The 19,186-nt window shown below is 39.2% G+C and carries 15 protein-coding genes; 2 read left to right on the forward strand and 13 right to left on the reverse strand.

Annotated features, from left to right (window positions below):
- Nucleotides 1-191 precede the first annotated feature (191 nt).
- On the forward strand, nucleotides 192-2,081 hold the full coding sequence (locus TSP02S_RS05620) for a S9 family peptidase (RefSeq protein ID WP_408645527.1): 1,890 nt from the start codon (nucleotides 192-194) through the stop codon (nucleotides 2,079-2,081).
- Nucleotides 2,082-2,211: 130 nt separating this feature from the next.
- Here the strand turns inward: TSP02S_RS05620 and TSP02S_RS05625 are convergent, their stop codons facing one another.
- The 13 genes from TSP02S_RS05625 to TSP02S_RS05685 form a co-directional block, all read right to left on the reverse strand.
- A complete protein-coding gene (locus tag TSP02S_RS05625) occupies nucleotides 2,212-3,372 on the reverse strand; it encodes a hypothetical protein (protein WP_041082543.1) in 1,161 nt (386 codons plus the stop codon).
- 13 nt (nucleotides 3,373-3,385) lie between these two features.
- Nucleotides 3,386-4,543 (reverse strand): type II secretion system protein GspD, encoded by a 1,158-nt coding sequence (locus TSP02S_RS05630; protein ID WP_041082545.1) that lies wholly within the window; start codon nucleotides 4,541-4,543, stop codon nucleotides 3,386-3,388.
- On the reverse strand, nucleotides 4,540-6,168 hold the full coding sequence (locus TSP02S_RS05635; RefSeq protein WP_041084136.1) for a fimbrial biogenesis chaperone: 1,629 nt from the start codon (nucleotides 6,166-6,168) through the stop codon (nucleotides 4,540-4,542). Before TSP02S_RS05635 ends, TSP02S_RS05630 begins: the two co-directional genes overlap by 4 nt.
- A gap of 101 nt (nucleotides 6,169-6,269) precedes the next feature.
- Nucleotides 6,270-6,932 carry a hypothetical protein gene (locus tag TSP02S_RS05640; RefSeq protein WP_041082547.1) on the reverse strand — a complete coding sequence of 221 codons (663 nt, stop codon included), beginning with the start codon at nucleotides 6,930-6,932 and terminating at the stop codon, nucleotides 6,270-6,272.
- Between the two features lie 43 nt (nucleotides 6,933-6,975).
- Nucleotides 6,976-8,046 (reverse strand): hypothetical protein, encoded by a 1,071-nt coding sequence (locus TSP02S_RS05645; protein WP_041082548.1) that lies wholly within the window; start codon nucleotides 8,044-8,046, stop codon nucleotides 6,976-6,978.
- 139 nt (nucleotides 8,047-8,185) lie between these two features.
- Complete coding sequence (locus TSP02S_RS05650; protein WP_041082550.1) at nucleotides 8,186-9,454, reverse strand: TrpB-like pyridoxal phosphate-dependent enzyme; 1,269 nt, start codon at nucleotides 9,452-9,454, stop codon at nucleotides 8,186-8,188.
- 686 nt (nucleotides 9,455-10,140) lie between these two features.
- Nucleotides 10,141-11,115, reverse strand: coding sequence for an ABC transporter ATP-binding protein (locus TSP02S_RS05655; RefSeq protein ID WP_041082551.1), 975 nt, complete (start codon nucleotides 11,113-11,115; stop codon nucleotides 10,141-10,143).
- 4 nt (nucleotides 11,116-11,119) lie between these two features.
- Nucleotides 11,120-12,103 carry an ABC transporter ATP-binding protein gene (locus TSP02S_RS05660; protein ID WP_041082553.1) on the reverse strand — a complete coding sequence of 328 codons (984 nt, stop codon included), beginning with the start codon at nucleotides 12,101-12,103 and terminating at the stop codon, nucleotides 11,120-11,122.
- A 4-nt stretch (nucleotides 12,104-12,107) separates the two neighbouring features.
- Nucleotides 12,108-13,244 (reverse strand): C40 family peptidase, encoded by a 1,137-nt coding sequence (locus TSP02S_RS05665; RefSeq protein WP_171816325.1) that lies wholly within the window; start codon nucleotides 13,242-13,244, stop codon nucleotides 12,108-12,110.
- Between the two features lie 17 nt (nucleotides 13,245-13,261).
- Complete coding sequence (locus TSP02S_RS05670) at nucleotides 13,262-14,143, reverse strand: ABC transporter permease (RefSeq protein ID WP_041082556.1); 882 nt, start codon at nucleotides 14,141-14,143, stop codon at nucleotides 13,262-13,264.
- Nucleotides 14,144-14,155: 12 nt separating this feature from the next.
- Nucleotides 14,156-15,076 carry an ABC transporter permease gene (locus TSP02S_RS05675; RefSeq protein ID WP_041082559.1) on the reverse strand — a complete coding sequence of 307 codons (921 nt, stop codon included), beginning with the start codon at nucleotides 15,074-15,076 and terminating at the stop codon, nucleotides 14,156-14,158.
- Nucleotides 15,077-15,124: 48 nt separating this feature from the next.
- Complete coding sequence (locus TSP02S_RS05680) at nucleotides 15,125-16,678, reverse strand: ABC transporter substrate-binding protein (protein WP_041082562.1); 1,554 nt, start codon at nucleotides 16,676-16,678, stop codon at nucleotides 15,125-15,127.
- Between the two features lie 142 nt (nucleotides 16,679-16,820).
- Nucleotides 16,821-18,437, reverse strand: coding sequence for a DUF4910 domain-containing protein (locus TSP02S_RS05685; RefSeq protein WP_052465339.1), 1,617 nt, complete (start codon nucleotides 18,435-18,437; stop codon nucleotides 16,821-16,823).
- Nucleotides 18,438-18,583: 146 nt separating this feature from the next.
- Here TSP02S_RS05685 and TSP02S_RS05690 point away from each other — a divergent pair, with 146 nt between their 5' ends.
- The gene (locus TSP02S_RS05690) at nucleotides 18,584-19,186 is read left to right on the forward strand and encodes a hypothetical protein (RefSeq protein WP_041082565.1); all 603 of its coding nucleotides are present in this window, start codon (nucleotides 18,584-18,586) and stop codon (nucleotides 19,184-19,186) included.

The raw sequence follows: 19,186 nt of genomic DNA on the forward strand, positions 1-19,186 counted from the left end.
CTTTATGATAATGATAATCATTATCATTTTTATGATAACACATTTTTGCTATCCAATCAGAAGTGTTACAATTGTAGAAATACAACCAAGATATGAAAGAGTCAAATTATTTTGGTTGGAAATAAGACAAGGAAGAAAAGTCCAAAGATTTTTTCTATTAATTGAACATCTCAACTTTTCAGGGAGGGATTGTGTTGAAGTGGGAACTTGGAACTTTTGCAAAATTTGTTATCCCCGTGGAAGTCAAGATCAATGCAACTGGTGAGTGGATAGCGTATACAATCAAGAGAATTGTGACAGAACAGAACAAAACAATTAGGCAGATCGTTGTTGAAAACCTTCAAACAAGGAGCAAATTTTTTCTTCCAGAAAACACCACGAAGCCCAGGTTTTCTTTCGATGGTAGGCAGATGGTTTTCTTGAAGAAGCAGGATGACATGGTGAGTATATGCCTTCTTGAACTGGATCATTTTTCGACAAAAGAAATACTGAGCTGTGAAGGTGTTTCTTTCTTAACTTGGTCGCAGGATTCAAGGAAGATAATCGTTGTACAACCCAAAAAACGTAAGGACGAAGAACTCTTCTTTGAAGATACACTACCAATCTGGTTCGATGGTAAAGGTTTCTTGGACAATACAAAAGAGCTGATACAGATCATCGATGTCGAAAGTAATCAAGTAATCGATCAATTTGAAGAAAGAAATCTTGCCAGTGTACTTTTCTTTGAAGATTCTGTTCTGTATGCTGTAGCAGATTCGAAAGAACCATTCACCAAATTCGATGTGTTCCTTTACAAGAACGGTGAAAAGAAGACTTTGTTAGAGAAGAAGGGGCTTATACCAACCTCGGCAAAGAATGGAAAGATCGTTTTTCTTGGTAGAGAGAACAAAACCCATTTTCAACATGACTACGTTTATCTGTACGACGGTCGATTGCACCCAATTACAGAAAAATATGGTTTGAACAACTCTGGACATGTTGGAACTGAGATATGGGCAGCTGAAGGCGAAGCCAACCCTGTGATCACAGAAGACGGTATTTACTTCAAGAGTGGTTTTCACGGAACGATTTTGCTACAGAAGGCAGATTTCTCAGGACAAATCAGTACTGTGTTTTCAAAAAACGGTGTCGTGACGACTTTTGATGTCAATACCAAAGGCGATCTTGCCTTTGTCTATCTGGACTCACTCACACCTGCTGAAGTGTACGTGCTGAAATCTGGGCAACTACAAAAAGTCACATCTTTGAACGACGCTGTGATCTCACAGTTGAAGGTCAGACCTTTAGAACATTTCATCTATGAGAGCTTTGACAAAACATCTATCGACGGTTGGTACTTAAGACCCGACAAGGTACCTGCACCAATGGTGGTCTTTGTCCATGGAGGTCCAAAAGGCGCTTACGGTGAGTGTTTGTATTTTCTTGGTCAGTTATTGACTCAAGAGGGTTTCTACGTTCTTTACACCAATCCTCGTGGAAGCGACAATTACAGCGATGACTTTGCAGCTACCGTCAGAGGCAAGGTCGGTGTAGAAGATTTCAAAGACATAATAGCGGGTGCGGGTGTTGAGTGGTTGATGAAGAAAGAACTAATTACCGATGTAGGTATCACTGGAATAAGTTATGGCGGGTTCATGACAAACTGGGCGATTACCCAAACAGATTTCTTCAAAGCTGCAGTGAGCGAGAACGGTATAAGTTATTGGTTCACAAGTTATGCTTTTTCAGACATTGGATTCTGGTTCGATAAAGCGCTGATTGGCGAAGATCCTCTGATCAGTGAGAACTATCGAAAACTCAGTCCTATCTTTCATGCTAAGAATGTCAAAACACCTCTTTTGCTCATACACAGCTTGGAAGATTACAGATGTCCACTGGATCAATCGTTCATGTACTATACTGTCTTGAAAGACCTTGGTAAAGAGGTTTATATAGCCATTTTCAAGAAAGGTGCTCACAGTCACAGTGTGCAAGGTAGCTATAAACACAGGTTGAAGAGATACAAGTTGATAATAGAATTTTTCAAGCAAAAACTCCTGCAGAAATCTTCGGTCTTTGATTCAACCGAGATTTTCAAATAAAAGGTGGGGATCTCTCCACCTTATTATGTTCAAAAGCATTTCAGATTAATATGAATTTGAGAGATGCCGATGTAAAAAGACCACGCAGTTGTAAAAACTGCGTGGGATATAGCAAACTTGGCTATAGGGGTTAAAATCTAATGTTGAATCCGGCTATGAGATATATCTTTCCATTCAATGAATATTCACCCCCAATTATTACGAAAACCCCATTGGTTATTTTTATCCTTCCGTCAAGCCAGATATTGATATCTGAACTGTTATAGGCACCGAGTGTAATGGAAAAACTCTCAAAGTCAATTTGAGCGCCAACTTTCCACAGAGGTTCAACGAACTTCAGATCTGTCAAAGACAATTTGAATGGATAGAATTCTGCGAACAATGTAAGCACATTGGAAATTTGTGAATAGTCAGATATGCCAAGTGCGATGTAAAAACCATTATCGTAGACAAATCTCACCCCGGCTCTCAAACCTTCTTTACCCACAGCGCTCTCGATTCCTACCATCATACTGAAAGGTACAATGATAAACCTTGACTGAAGCACTAATGAATCAATAATCCAAATTGAAGTACCTACTTCACCACTGAATTGAGAAAAATCAGTTCGGATAAATCCATAAACTTCACTTTCGTGATCAACGCTTGAAAAACTAAAAAGATTGGCAAATTCATCCATTCCTCCAACAAACACTATATTTTCTTTTGGTGGTTCATTTAGAAAAGATGATTTCACATATACTGCAAAATACTTCATGCCATTCGGTGTCTTTACAGTTGCTAAGCAAATCGGTGAAAACTCTGAACCTATAAATAGTTCGTTATCCAGTAAGGTAGGATTGTATGGATCTGAAATCACAATTTTTGTATCTACCTTTCCTTCGGTGATATTCACTGGAGTAAGCTCTATTCTGAGCCCTGCACCAGTTGTTGTACCAGTTTTAAGAGATAATTCACTAACGCCTGCAAACAAAACCGCCGGTTTACCCAAGAGTGTGGAAACCCACGGTCGGGAATACATCTTTGTCTTTTCTTGTTTTGTTCCAACTTCGAAGGTTGCAGTGACAAAAGGAATTTTCACCAAAAGTTCCATGATAGATGGATCGTAAAGAATTCTGAATTCATAGGCAGATAGATCTGGTTTGTCCACATGAAGTTCTTTAAGATCGAATTTGTTTATGGTCTCGTCACTCAATTGAACTATTTCAAGTTGGTATATCACAACAGCTTGAGTAGCAAAGAGAAAAGAACAAAATAAAAGCGCAGTGAGAATCAGTTTCAATCTCTTCATCGCTAACACTTCCTCACAGCACTTCTGCGCTGAGGAAGATTACAAGTTCTCTTTTGCTTTCACTATCGGATTTCACTCCAAAAAGGTATCTCAAAATAGGTATATTTCCAAAGAATGGGAAGCCAGTATAAGAATCAGATGATTGTTCCACAGTGAGACCACTTATTACAACTGTTTGACCACTTTGAATCGAGAGAGTTGTAGAAAGTTCACTTCTCTTTGTGGAGAGAGAACTACTCACTTGCGCTGTGGTAAAATGACTCACACTCGGTGCAACTGCTATCTCAAGTTCATTATTTCCAACCACTCGTGCTGTAATGTCAAGTCCTACACCAACATCCACGGTTTGTGTAGTTGCCGTCCCTTCTTCGGGTTGTATTATGATGATCTCTCTTTGTCCTACAAAAAGTCTCGCAGGTTTATTTTCCTGAACTATGATCCAGGGATCTGCCTTTATGGTCGCTTTTCGTTGCTCTTCGAGAGCTTGTATTCTGGCAACGATTGTCCCAAAAACATCTGTCTGTACAGACAATACACCAGACACCAATCCAAGAATCGTGGTCCAATCTTCTTTGATCTGTTGATTTGCTCCAAAAGTATAACCGAATTGATCAAGCCCAAGATCAGACATTGCATCCTTTGAGACTTCCGTAACCACCACACTGATCTTTACTTGCCTTGGTGGAAGGTCTATTTTTTGTAGATCTTCTTCAAATCTCTCTATGATCTGTTCTGGTGCCGTGATGGTTATTAAGTTGTTTTGAGTGTCGATTTTCAAAAAGGGTTCATAAAACGATGGTATAAGATTTTTGATCGAATCAACCTTTAAATATTTTGGTTTTATCGCCTTGGTTTGTGCAAGGTATCTGAATGCAGGATTTTTTGGATCAGGTGCACCAACGAAATAAAATCCATCGACTTTTATAAAACTATACCCACCTGGCATCAAAATCATTTTCAGAGCTTTTTCAAGTGGAACTTCATTCAGTTCTATGGTGACAAAGCCGCTGACCGTAGTGTCTGCGATGATTGGTACACCAGTCTGTGCCGCAATATCAGCAAGTGCATCTAAAATATAAGTTTCCTGAAAGAAATTGGAGACAAGTGGTTCCTGTTCCCCGAAAGCCAAGAAAATCATAAAAATAGCGGCTATTACAAGCCATTTTCTCATTGCCCCTCTCCCCCTTCTATTTTAATTGTGCTCTTGAGTAATAATGGCTCAGATGCACCAAAATCAATTCTTGCAACTATATCATACTCACCAGGTTCAAGTTTAATTGGTATTGTAACGCTAAAAAGTCTATCGGTTTTCGGTAGAATAGGAGTTTCCTCTGTGTACGAAGCGCTGGCGATCCTTTGAGTAGTGGCTGGGAGTATGATTCCACTTTGTTCTTCTCTCGAAGGTATTCGCTTTTCTATACCAATTGTCAGTGAAGGCAAAAGATGTATGGTACCTTCGTTCTTGACGAGTAAATCAATATCTAAACCATTCTCGGTCAACTTGACAAGCTGGAAATCAGCCAAAATTTTCTTGGTAATAGTTTCATCCGATCCAACATAAACCAATAGATTCGCACCAAATTCAGTTTTTACATCTGCAGTGGCAGAGGAGAAAGCTATGTCAAAATAATAACCTCCAAGTGCTTCTTTTGGTGGATTGGCTGCGATTCTAATTCTTCTACTCTGATTCGGTTTGAGTTGAAATGAACCTGGATTGATCTCAATCCAATCTGGTGCTTTGGTTCGTTCTTCTGTGGGAACAAGTTCACCGTATACATCATATTCAAGAGGATAAATAAAAGTAGTTATATTTGCAACTTGCTGACCTCTGTTTGTGATTTCGACGGTCGTACTTCTGAAGGTTCCTGGTAATATCTTGAGCTCAATATTTCCAGGCTCTACGTAAAACATGGGAGCTTCACTTGATTTGGTTTGTGAGATCTTTGTTCCACCTTCTTCGACAGTGAATTCTGTTTCTATGATCGCAGGTCTATGACCACCATAGTAAATTACACCTTTGGCAAGATAAGTGCCAGTGGGAAATTGTTTTAGAGTTATACTTCTGATCTTTACCTTTGTTTCTGGTAAAATAATTCCTCTACCAGTACCAAGAGGCATTTTAGAAATCGTTCTTCCCTCTTTTGTCTTAATTGTAAGTTCACCCGTGACCTCGACGTGTATATTACTCTTATTCCAAACAGTTACACTGAATACATTGGCATCATCACCTATCGTTTGTTTAACCTCAGCCAGTGATGGGATCTCACCTATTTTTTGGACCTCAATATCTGTTGCATATGCTTCCATTTTTTTACGACCGGCTTCTACGGAGAGTTCAAGGAAACTCGGTATTTGAAACTGGAACTGCGCAGCAATCCCCATCGCATCTGACATCACTTCGGGTTTTTGTGAAGGAGGCACTATTCTGAAGACGACGGCAGCATACCTACCTCCGACCGTGCCTCTTGGGACACTGACATCTACTGTCACTATTTGACCGCCTGCGGGTTGAAGTGTGAAATTGGTGGGAGTGACCTTTACCCACTTTGCAGCAGAGTAAGAAGTTGTCCCTGCCTGAACGACACTGTAATTTCCATCTATATCCTGTATGACATCAGCGACTAAAACCTCTATACCAACCGCATTGAATTCATCTGCATTCTCAAGAAAGATGTTGTAACTGAACTTATCACCCTGCGAAACTGTTTTTGTCACAACCATAGGATCGAGCCTTAAATTAAAATTTCCCTGTAAAAATGCCAAGTTTGCTAATAAAATCAAAAGAGTTATTACCATCTTTTTCAAGGTACTCACCCCTTATTGTCTTTTTAAAAACAGTAGGGGGATAACCCCCTACTGCATGCTGCAAATTCAAATCACTCAGGTGCTCCACAGTCTTATTTAAATTCACCAGTTTCTGGGTTAATCCAAGGTTTAATTCTTTGGAGTGTAATAGTTACAGTACCTCTTCCAACATAGTTGCTAGCAGAGTTGCAGTTCACAACTTCAATCATGTTCCACAGTTTTCTTGAAATACCTTCGTGCAGCTCTGCACTGTCTGGTATAAAAACTCTGGATTCATTCAATAGAGTTGCCGGTACCATTTGTTCAATTTCTTCTGGCAAATTACCTAATCCATAGCCATACCATGCTGCAATCTCAGGATTTACACTTGTCAATGGTGAGGAGGCATATGTTGGATTCTCAAAACCACTGAAGCTTATAACAATCTCTCCGTTGCTTTGAATAAAGAAACTGATGCAGTCAGTTATATACTTACCAGGTTTTCTGACATACCACAGCCACTTTGTTCCATCGACCTGCCAATTGATCCATTGTGCAACTTGAACTTCTGTTTCAACATCAAATGACCAGTTTTGTTTGTTGCATGAGCCATTTGTTGCACCAGTTTTAAATGCCCTTGCTTCTGCACGCGGATCTGTCATACTCAATGCTACCCATGTCCCGTTTACTTGCTTCCATACAGTTAACTGTGATGCACCATAAATTGTGAAAGCTGAAGCTACTACAAATACAATCAACAAAATCAGTCTTTTCATGTAAAATTTCCTCCTTTCAACCCCTGTCATATAAATGTCAGAATCACTTTTTGTCAACGTATACCCTTGTGTTTTGAAGTGTAAAGGTTATCGTACCTATATTTTTGTAGATACCCGACGACTGAGTTTTCAAATCTACAAGTTGATAGAAATTCAAAGACGATGAACCAGAACCAAGTGTTACAGAGTAATTGTTCAACAAAGGCGCACTGATCCAATTGAGGTTATTAACGAGATCGTCACTAATCGCATAAGAAGTCTTTATACTTTCAAACCCTATCCCCCCTTGTGGTTGAAGATGATCAAAGTTGCTGAAACTGATAACCACAGGATGTGTGCTTGTGATTTTGATTTCGAAGGCATTTGTGACGTATTTACCGGGTTTTCTTATGTACCAGAGCATCTCCGTGTTGGAAACTTCTATACACATGCCACACGGTGGTTCTCCTCCAGCCCAGGCGGTTTGTTGCTGATTATTCTTCTTCACTGAGAGGTGAAGGAGAATGTAAACTTCGCATCCCGGAGCGCATTTAACATCTTTTGTGTCGCGATATCCGACTTTGTACTCATATGTCGTCACCATGGGATCATGTGTTGTTTTATAAGCGAATTGACCGGGATTTTGATTGCCAGATGGCTTTTGGTAACTTATTTTCAAATGAGATTCGCTTGCAAGCCATCCGTAAAGCAGTTCAAATTTGACATAAATATAATCATCATCGTTCCATACGGTCGCTATACCTATGTTTTGATTTTGACCAGCTATGATCCCATAATAGCTATTTTGCGTATTGTTCTTGATTGTGTATTCTATGTAGTAGTACCACTGACCTTTCAATACGGAAGATTCCGACATTTGTTTTAAGGTATCAGTGGCTGGTTCCACGATAATGACCCCATTTATCCCTATCGATGTAGAAGTATTGGACGAGCCATTCTGTATACCGGGCAGGATAACCACCTCAGATACGTCTTTATTCACTCTTTGCCAAAGACCTGTAACTGGATCGTATTTATAAACTTTTGGAATATAGGAAAGTCCAATGGTGGTTATGAGAGTTAGGAGTAACATTACTAATATTTCCACAGTGAATTTACTTAGAAATTTATCCACCCCCACAACCTCCTGAGTACAAATCTATCAAGAGCGTTGAAAAAATATTGATAAACCCCTGATAATATGCTAAAAATATGCTAAAAATATGCTGAAAGAACGAAAAGGGGTGAGCAAAACTCACCCCGAAAGGAGGGAATTATACGTAGGCAGTCAGGTCGAATAATCCATGACCACTGAGGTTAAAAACTATAACCTTTTGTGATTTTTCTTGTTTTGCTCTTTGTGCTTCTCTGATCGCACCGGCTATTGCATAAGAACTTTCTGGCGCGGGAACAATACCCTCTAATTTTGCAAAAAGTTTTGCCGCTTTGAAAACTTCTTCTTGATCTAATGCAATCGCTTCAACAAGATTTTCTTTCACCAATCTGGAGACTATCGGTGCTGCTCCATGGTATCGAAGACCACCTGCGTGAATTTTTGGTGGAATGAAATCTTTTCCAAGTGTGTACATCTTTAAGAGTGGTGTCATACCAGCAGTATCTCCATAGTCATATTCGTAACGACCTTGAGTCAAAGATGGACATGCCGTTGGTTCACATGCCAAGAGTTTGATATCTTTTCCAGAAAGTTTATCCGGCACAAATGGCAAAACTGTGCCACCAAAATTTGAACCACCACCATGGCAACCAATAACCACATCTGGTTTTTCATTCAAGATCGCCAATTGCTTTTTAATTTCCAAACCTATAACCGTTTGGTGCAAAAGAACGTGGTTTAGAACACTTCCAAGCGAATATTTTGTTTTTGCATCGGATAATGCGACTTCAATAGCTTCGCTAATTGCTATACCAAGGCTCCCTGGCATATCACCGTTCTTTTCAAGCAAGGACTTACCAAAATTTGTACGATCACTCGGGCTTGGTACGACATCCCCACCAAAAAGCTTCATCAAATATTTACGCATGGGCTTTTGTTCATAACTGATCTTCACCATGAAAACATTTACTGTCAAACCAAATTTGGCACCAGAATAACACAATGCACTTCCCCATTGACCTGCTCCAGTTTCGGTGACAAGCCTTTCTGTCCCAGAGATTTTGTTGTAATAAGCCTGAGCAAGAGCTGTATTTGTTTTATGGCTACCTGTGGGACTCGCACCTTCATACTTGTAATAAATTCTCGCTGGGGTCTGTAGAAATTCTTCAAGGTAAGTCGCTCTGAACAAAGGTGTTGGTCTAAAGACGGCATATTCTTCAAGAACTGGTTCTGGAATTGGAATTTCACGTTTGTCAGTAACTTCTTGCTCGATCAATGGCATTGGAAAAATTGCAGAAAGTGCATCTGGTGACATAGGTTGTTTTGTTCTCGGATCCAAGGGAGGATCGAGTTTAAAAGGTAAATCAGCCAACACATTATACCAATGCCTTGGAATCTGGTCAACTTTCAAATCCACCCTGATTCTCATAAAATCCACCTCCTGATGGTTTCAAATAAAAAAGGGGCTCTCTTTGTTAAGAGAGCCCCAATTCGGTGTAATAAAACAAAAGTGGTACTACCCCACCGAATTGGGGCAGTACCACCACCATTGATTATTGACAACTTCATTAACTACAGAGCTAATAGAAAATCTTCTCAAAGTATTACACCTCTTTGCCTGTTATATTACACCCAAGATAAAACAAAGTCAAGTACTTTTTGAATAAGGATGAGACTGTGAATAGATGTATATTGCAAAAAGAAAGACAAAAGATCACTTAACAGGTAGGTTTTTATCTTTATCAAAATCTCATTTAAGATCATGATGAACATTTAGATTGAAAAAGCCTTTCTATAATACTTCAACCATAAACAATTAGAAATCCTTATGTTATACCAGCAAAATTCAGACCCAAGAGATTAGACCTATCCCAATATACGATGGGGGTATTTTCCCAGGATCCTGGTTGGCGCCTTCCATTATATAGTATACGATTTTTTGTTTGTAACAATTTCTTGTTTTTGCCTTTCTGATGATACTTTGGTATAGAAAACTCATTTTGTTTCACTATTCATCGCTGTAACAGAACTTTGTTGAGACTAACTTTTGAGAGTTTACTGTCAATGGCTTTTGAACAGTTATTTTGATTTTTGGAATAATTTCTTTAGATGTTTTCATCGTTTCTCATAAAGATGGCAAGCTACAAAGTGTTTTGGTGCCACCTCTTTGAGCTTTGGTTCTGCCTGAGCACATATATCCATAGCATATGGACATCTTGCTACAAATCTGCAACCTTGTGGTGGGTTTATGGGACTTGGCACATCTCCTCTTAGAACGATCTTTTGTCGTTTAACCTTTGGATCGGGCACAGGTACAGCCGAGATCAATGCTTTTGTGTACGGATGCAATGGATTGGAATAGAGTTCTTCACTTTCAGCCAATTCAACTATTTTTCCAAGATACATGACACCGATTCTGTGAGATATGTATTTGACAACATTGAGTGCATGAGATATAAACAGGTATGCTACATTGAGTTTTTGCTGCAGATTTTCGAGCAACTTCAGTATTTGACTTTGTATCGAAACATCCAATGCCGAAACTGCTTCATCACAAACTATCAGGTCGGGTTGAGTCGAGAGAGCTCTCGCAATACAGATTCTCTGCCTTTGTCCCCCAGAAAACTCATGTGGATATCTATTGATGTGCTCTGGTGATAATCCAACCATATCGAGCAATTCTTTCACTCTTTTTTCAAGACCCTTTGAATTGATGATATTATGATAAACCATTGCTTCACCTATGATATCTTTTATTGTCAGTCTTGGATTCAGTGAACTATATGGATCTTGAAAGACAATTTGCATCTTTGGACGAAGTTTTCTCAATTCTCTTTCACTCATATTTGTGATGTCTACTCCATTGAAAATGACCTTACCGCTTGTTGGTTCTATCAACCTCAAGATACATCTACCCACAGTGGTTTTACCACAACCACTTTCTCCAACAAGCCCAAAGGTTTCACCTTTTTCTATATAAAAACTAACTCCATCAACCGCCTTTACATTTGCGATAGTTTTTTGAAAAATTCCACCTTTTATTGGAAAATACTTAATAAGATCTTTTACTTCAACTATCTCAACGTTCATCCTTTCACTCCTCTAAAGTGGAACCTCTTAGAAAGCATCTGACTTTCCTGTTCGAATTAATAGTTATCAACGCTGGTGTTTTTTGAGTACAGATTTCTATAGCTTCACTACATCTTGGATGAAATCTACATCCAGAAGGGAGTTCTATTGCATTGGGTACATTACCTTCTATGGTGTGAAGTGGTTGCTTTCCTGGTTCAAGCCTCGGTATAGATTTGAGTAAGCCTACTGTATATGGGTGCAATGGATTGTCAAAGAGATCCATACAGGAAGCTTCTTCAACTATTTGACCTGCATACATCACAAGAACTCTGTCACACATCTCGGCAATTACACCAAGATCATGAGTGATCAAAAGAAGACTCATTCCGAACTTTTCTTTCAATTGAGTCATCAGATCCAATATCTGTGCTTGTACTGTTACATCAAGGGCTGTTGTGGGTTCATCTGCTATCAACAACTTTGGATTGCACGACAGAGCCATTGCAATCATAACTCTTTGGCGCATTCCACCAGACATTTGATGTGGATAATCGTCGTAGCGCTTCTCTGGGTTTGGGATACCAACTACTTTAAGCATTTCAATGGCTCTTTTCTTTGCTTCTTCTCTACTGATATTTTGATGCACGACAATTGCCTCGGCTATTTGTTTTCCGATCGTTATAACTGGATTGAGCGATGTCATTGGTTCTTGAAAGATCATCGATACCACATTACCCCTAATTTGTCTCATCTCAGACTCTGATTTTTCGAGTAAATTCTCTCCATTGAAAATGATCTTGCCAGATGTGATCTTAGCCGGTGGTATGGGCAACAATCTCATAATTGCAAGTGACGTTACGGATTTACCACAACCAGATTCACCAACCAAACCAAGAACTTCTTCTTTTTCTATCGAAAAAGTCACGTGATCAACTGCATTGACTATTCCATCACTCGTAAAAAATTTTACAGAAAGATCTTCAATCTCAAGAATCTTTTGATTCATTTACTCACCACCGCGAGAGTATTCTTCGAGCACCTATGTATTTTTGATCAAGGCTCTGTGAGTAATCAGGACTGGCTGGATCAAAACTGTTGATCGCCACGCCGTTGCTTCCTGAATGTATGTATTTCATATCACCTATGTATATGCCCACGTGCGATGGGCCTGGTTTATATGTCTGAAAGAACACCAGATCTCCTGGCTGCAAGTCATTTCTGTTTTCAACTACTTCACCTTGTTCAAATTGCATGTCTGCGTCCCTTCTCAAAAAATATCCAGCCATCTTGAAACAAAACTGGGTAAAGCCCGAACAATCAAAACCAAGAGACGTAGTACCAGCCCACAGATAGGGTAAACCAAGATGTTGTTTAGCAACACTTATAATGTAGTCAGCGTCTTTCTTAGATGAGAAAACTTCTTTGCGCGAATTGAAAACTTCAAGATCTGAAGTTTCTATATAAACCCTTTCTCTCCCAGGCAATTGCACCAGCGCCCATTGGTCATCGATTTTCAAACATGGTAGAGCCGTGCCTTGTACAATCTTCCCCTGTAACTGTGTCTTGTTCATTTCACTGTAGATGTTGGCGAATTTGCTTATCACCAGAGCAAATCTGTTAGAAAGATACTCACTTAAAGCTGCACTGTCTATAATCCACAAGTTTTGACCATCGATCCAACCAAGATATGAATCTTCCATTTGAACAAGATACCAATCGCCATTTTGCTTTAAAAGCTTTACTATTTCACCCATTCTCGCTTGTGTTACGGCATTCTTTTGCGATGTCTTTCTTGGACCATCCATCAGATTTGCCACTGGAATTTTCACCACGGCAAAGATTTTCTCGCCAAGAGAACTTTGTGGGAGAATTGTTATTCTGTCTTCTATGGGTACTTTCAGAATACCATTCAGTTCTGAAATGAGTTTATCTTTCAAATCGATATCGCTCATTTCACCAATCAAGGTTATTTTTGAATCTAAAATATCAACTCGAATAGCAAAAACTGTTTCTCGTGTGTCAATTTTTTCTACAGTTTTGAAATTTGATATTGCTTGATTTGCCCTTTCTAATAACTCCATTGTTCCATCACTCCCAAAAACGAATATTGCTGTGAATAAAAACAAGAGAATTGATTTTTTAATCATCTTCATCCACCCCAAACTTACTGTTTGAGTCTGGGATCAAGTGCATCGCGTAGACCATCGCCCAAAAGATTAAAAGCAAAGGTTGTCAGCATGAGCACAAGACCAGGCCAAACAGCGTACCATGGTTGGATTCTCAAATAAGAACTCGCAGATCTTATCATGTTACCCCAACTTGCCGTTGGTGGAAGTATCCCAAGCCCCAAAAATGAAAGACCTGCTTCTGCCAAGATAGAACCAGGGATACCTATAGAGACAGAAACTATAATCGGCCCCATGCAGTTGGGAAGGATATGCTTGGTGATAATTCTAAAATCCGATAACCCTTGAGCCTTTGCTGCTTCGACAAACTCAGTTTCTTTCAGAGCAATTACTTGACTCCTAACCAATCGAGCCTTTCCGGCCCAGCCTATTACCGATAGGGCAATAAACATGTTCACGATACCAGGTCCAAGAGCGAACATCATGCCTATGTAGAACAACAAATCTGGGAAGGCGAACAACATATCAGCAACTCTCATCATAATCATATCGATTGCCCCACCATAATAACCAGCCAAGGCACCTATGATAACACCTATGATAGTTGTAATCAATTGTGTGACAACACCTATCATTAAAGATACTCTGGCACCATACAACAATCGTGAGAGAATATCTCTTCCATATTCATCTGAGCCAAGCAAGTAAACCCCATTCTTACATATTCTCGAAGGTGAACCACTTGGTTTTAAACGGTTCTGTAGATCTATTTTGTTTGGGTCAGCAGGAGCAAGAAGTGGTGCAAAGATAGCGACAAACACAATTATTATTATAAACACAAGGCCAAAGATCGCTGGCTTGTTCCTTTTCAATCTTTTATATGCATCTTTGTATATCGAGACGGATTTCTTTTCAGCCACTCCTATTACCCCCTACTGTAGGCGAATCCTTGGATTCAAGAATGCATAGGAGATATCGACAATGAGATTGCCAAGTATATAAATAACTGCCGTGAACAACACTACTCCTTGCACAAGTGGATAATCCCTTTCCGACAAAGCCCAAACAGAAAGCCTTCCAAGACCAGGTATCGCAAAGACACTTTCGGTGAGTATGGATCCTGTCAATAAACCACTCAATTGCATACCAAGTATTGTAACAACCGGTATCATCGCGTTTTTCAGAGCATGAATGAATATCACCGCTCTTTCGCTCAACCCCTTTGCTCGAGCAGTTCTGATATAATCTTGCCGAATAACATCTAATAGGGCACTTCTTGTATAGCGTGCAATTGATGCCGCGAACCTTGTCCCAAGAACAATAGCAGGCAATATCATGTGTTTCACACTGTAATAACCAGATATGGGGAACCAACCTAATTTGAGACCAAAGATCAACTGCGCAATAACTGCTACCCAGAAAACAGGCGCACTTATGCCAGCGAGTGCAACTATCATCATAGAGTGATCGAAAAACGAATATTGCTTAACAGCCGAGATGATACCAACTGAAACTCCAAGGATAATCGCCACAAGGTATGCAGAAAGTGCAAGTTTGAGGGTGGTGGGGAATGCATCGGCGATCATTTTTGAAACAGGTAATCCCGTTTTAAAAGATTTTCCAAGATCTCCACGAGCGGCATTGAATACAAATCTCAAGTATTGGATCACTAACGGGTCATTCAATCCCAATTGCTCTCTTATCTGATTCACAGTCTGGGGATCTGCATATTTGCCTACCATTTCAAGTACAGGATCACCAGGAACGACATTCAAAAGTATAAAGGTTATCAAAGTAACTCCAATGACTACTGGAATCGAGAAAATAAGGCGCCTAACTATGTACTGAATCACCTTGTAGCCTCCTGTTATAAAAGGTGGGGGAATGTCCCCACCTATTTTTCATTGTTTATAAGCATATAAATACAGAGTTATACCAGTTGGATGAGCAATGACCCCATGTACATTTTTCTGTGTGGCGAGTAAGTACTTCAAATGGAACAGAGGTATCACAGCAATATCTTCTCTGATTATTTTGTATTCAATTTGTTTGTACATCTGTTCTCTTTTTTGAGGATCTACTTCTATGCGTGCCTTTTCTATCATCTCTTGAATTTCTTTATTGTTATAACCAGAAGACATTTGATTACCCTTTCCAAAGAAAACTCCTATGTAATTATCTGGATCTGGAATATCAGCCCACCAGTTGGCATATGTTGCCGGTATCTTTCCTTCATTCCTTGCTTGGCGATAAGCAGCTCTTTCTACAGGTATTATTTCAAGATCGATTCCAACTTCCTTTGCCATTGCTTGAATGATTATGTTGGCATCACTCAATGTATCTCCACCAGATTGCCACGCCGTTACCTTGCCTATATTTCCGAGCTGTGCAACGATTTTTTTGGCCTCTTCAGGATTGTAATCATACGCAGGTCCTTCTCCAAGTTGATACGCTCCAGGTATACCGGGTGTAACAAAACTCTTTGCAACGGTTGCGCGTGGCCCATAGAGCGATTGAGCCATTTCTTGTTTGTTAATTGCAAGTGCCATTGCTTTTCTAAGTAATGGATTTGACCACTTTGGATCGCTCAGATTCATAATAAAGTAATAAGTATTGAGGGCTTCTTTTTCGATGATGTTGTATTTTCCGGTTTTCTTTATCCTTTCATACTCGAGTACAGGTATAGTTACAACATCCAAGGTACCTGCTTCAAATTCCATCAGTGCTACCGTTGAATCTGGTATGATTCTGTAAACTACACCGTCTAAGTAAGGTAAACCTGCTTCAAAATAATATGGATTTCTTTCAAAGACAATCTCTGTATTAGGAGTGTGCGATTTCAATCTGAATGGTCCTGTTCCAACTGGTTTAAGTTTCCAACTGTCCCCTGCAGCCATTACAAGTTTTTCAGAGAATATGCTCGCCGCTGGAACGGCAAGATTCTGTAAAAATGGGGCATAAGGTTTTTCAAGTATGATTTGAAATTTGTAGTTATCGATTTTCTTAAAACCTTCAAGAGATGTCGATTCACCTTTCATAAATGCAGCAGCACCAAGTATTGGTTCAAAGAGCCATTTACTTGCGCCTCTACCTTTTGGACTGAGCATCCTCTCGATTGTGAATTTGACGTCATCGCTTGTGAGTTCGGTCTTTCCATCGTGAAATTTGATTCCTTTTTTCAATTCAAATGTGTAGACAAGACCATCTTGTGAAACCTCTGGCATCTTTACAAGCAACTCTGGTTCAAGTTCAAGTGTTTCACCCTTGTACCTGACCAACGTACTGAAGAGTAAGCGAGCCATCGCATATGTTTGCAGGTAGGTATCTTCCTGTGGATCAAAGATCATACGATCTGCCGTCCAGTAATCGTACAACACGCCACCTTTTTTCGGAGTCTGTGCGAAAACAAAAACCGTTGTTACGAGTAACGCGAAAATCAACAGAAATTTTCTCATAGACACACCCCCTTAAGTATGATTTGTTCACGTTTTTTCAACAATACCAAATAAACTTTAACATAAATTCACTTGGATAGTCAAGTGTTCATACTAAAGGCTAAAAATATATATTGTACTGACAAGAAGATAAAACTGATCTTCAAGTATCATGTTCTATGAAATCATTTTTTATCAGTAGATCAAGTACATCTGCTACTTCTTTTTCATCAATGCACAAATAATTTGAAGCGAATGTTACGCACGCATCATAGTCATTCAAATATCTTGCACCAATATTTAATATTTCTCCTAAATCAATTATGTATCTTTTGTCAGAAAGATCACCAATTTTATCCAGCCATTCATAACCAAGTGGTCCCTCTTTAGTGGGTTGTATTTTCTTTTTGGGTTCAACCAAGGAGATGTGATTCTTTCTTTCGATCATTGCTTTGATCAAACCTGCTCCGGGACGATTTTCTACATTCAATAGGAAGGCCCTTACTTTGGAATCAGACAATTCTTTTATATGTTTTGGTATATCGTGCGAGAGTTTTAAGGTGCGTAGCACAGCTTCACCGATCCATTTGAACATACCTGGATCACACTTATCTGGCGTGTCTTCGCTGGTGTGATAATATCTATCAGGCCATTGACCAATGAATGGTGATGGAGCACCAAAATTCTCGAAGACGACATGGTCTGATCCACTTTTAAATTTAATTCTGAAGAATCTCTTGTTGTAAGATTCTGAGCTAATTGGGGCGCACATCATTAAAGATTCGTATAAAAGCTCATCATAATAGCCGGGCAATAGAAAAGGAGTCTCATGAAGTAACAAAGTAGCTCCGGTTTTTAGTTGATCTTCTCCAACCATATCCAAATTTATAACGCAATCGTAGTTATTTTGAACTGCATATGGAAGGCTTCCATAGAATTCTGGTAAAAGCAACACGTCTACATCAACATCGAGTTGCAAATTATTCAATTCTTTACAAAGATGCAGCGCCAAAGCCGACCCTGATGCATTATCATTCGCTCCAGGATTCGGATGGCATAGATGTGCCACTATACCGATCTTCTTTTTGGTGTTTTTGGAAAATCTCACACGAAGGACTTGTAATGTGCCTGTTTTCAATTCGCTATCTATGAACATTCTAACTGTATATCCTTTGTTGGCAAATTCCTTGAGTAGTTTGAATTGATTAAAGGTAAGTGAAAAACCAAAGGCTCCATATTTGCTATCTTCAAAAGTATGGGGCAAAGAAAGATAATTCACAGTATTGGGCATTTTTTCAGGTATTCTACCTATCGATTCATCTTGAGATCTCATGTAATAGACAAGAAGGCACTTTGCTCCCAGTGTCTTGACATATTTTTTGAAAGCCTTTGAAGGGTTTTCACTGATGAGCACGGCTTTATTTGATAGATCTCCTTGATAGTTTTCATCGACCAATTTCAGCGATAGCCAACCATTTGTTGAATTACTCCCAAAGAGAACGCAGGTTTTACAAGCCTTGAAAGAATTTATAAAAATCCTGGGATTTTCAAGCCACAATTCAGCATCTTTTAAATCCCAAACCATCGTTGATTCAAAATTACCATACTTCACACCACCTGTGGGGTATTCAAGTACATCGATGTTTTTTCTATCAATACCCCATTGGATCAACATTTCTACTATCTTGTGCACGAGACTTTTGTATTCTTCACTCCCCCTTGCTCTGTGAAAAGATGATATGAATCTCATGGTTTCGAATACTTCATACTCTTTGATCATCTGTATACCTCCTTGAGAAGATTTTAATCCCTGTTCAGTTCTTATTTGCAAAATGGAGTTTTATTAGAGTTTTCTTAAAAAGTAGAACATATATTTTTCAAAATCAGACAATTATAGTGAAAGGAAAAATCACGGAGGTGATTCGAGTGAAGAAAGTGGCAGTATTAGTTCTGGGTTTAGTCTTGGTAGCAGCACTGAGTTTTGCAGGAGTTTTCGGCAAAGGTTATGGAAATATGAGGCAGATCAACAAGCAACTTGCCTACACTGAGCTCATCAAAGTACTCAATCTTTCGAAAGAGCAAGCAAAACAGTTGTTGGATGTAATTACAGAAACAAAACAACAACTCAGCAACCTTGAACAAGAATACAAAGCTCTACTTGAAAAATCTAAAGACATGACACTCAACGAACTTGCCGATCAAAGACGAGCACTTAATCAAAAACATGCACAGATACTTCAAGATGCAGAAGAAAAGATTGCAGATATTTTAAAGGTATCACAACTCGAAAATCTGAGAAATTATTACTTCAACAAAATGAAGGACTATGCAGGTCAATCTCAGCAGAAACAGTTACAACAAATACCTGCAAGACCTTGGAAAGATCAGATTCCAGGAAGATTTTATCAACAGATGCCTATGCAAGAGAAGATGAACAGGTTTTTTGATCGTGCACAAGGTACAGGTTTTAGACTCGGTATAATCTTGGACGATGATTTTGAAGAAACGTTAAGAGCATACCTCCAGTAA

The organism is Thermotoga profunda AZM34c06, assembly GCF_000828675.1.
GTDB lineage: Bacteria > Thermotogota > Thermotogae > Thermotogales > DSM-5069 > Pseudothermotoga_B > Pseudothermotoga_B profunda.

Coding starts and splice junctions, on each gene's coding strand:
- TSP02S_RS05625 (WP_041082543.1), bottom strand. CDS start 3,372: ATGAAGAGATTGAAACTGATTCTCACTGCGCTTTTATTTTGTTCTTTT.
- TSP02S_RS05630 (WP_041082545.1), bottom strand. CDS start 4,543: ATGAGAAAATGGCTTGTAATAGCCGCTATTTTTATGATTTTCTTGGCT.
- TSP02S_RS05635 (WP_041084136.1), bottom strand. CDS start 6,168: ATGGTAATAACTCTTTTGATTTTATTAGCAAACTTGGCATTTTTACAG.
- TSP02S_RS05640 (WP_041082547.1), bottom strand. CDS start 6,932: ATGAAAAGACTGATTTTGTTGATTGTATTTGTAGTAGCTTCAGCTTTC.
- TSP02S_RS05650 (WP_041082550.1), bottom strand. CDS start 9,454: ATGAGAATCAGGGTGGATTTGAAAGTTGACCAGATTCCAAGGCATTGG.
- TSP02S_RS05655 (WP_041082551.1), bottom strand. CDS start 11,115: ATGAACGTTGAGATAGTTGAAGTAAAAGATCTTATTAAGTATTTTCCA.
- TSP02S_RS05660 (WP_041082553.1), bottom strand. CDS start 12,103: ATGAATCAAAAGATTCTTGAGATTGAAGATCTTTCTGTAAAATTTTTT.
- TSP02S_RS05665 (WP_171816325.1), bottom strand. CDS start 13,244: ATGATTAAAAAATCAATTCTCTTGTTTTTATTCACAGCAATATTCGTT.
- TSP02S_RS05680 (WP_041082562.1), bottom strand. CDS start 16,678: ATGAGAAAATTTCTGTTGATTTTCGCGTTACTCGTAACAACGGTTTTT.
- TSP02S_RS05685 (WP_052465339.1), bottom strand. CDS start 18,437: ATGATCAAAGAGTATGAAGTATTCGAAACCATGAGATTCATATCATCT.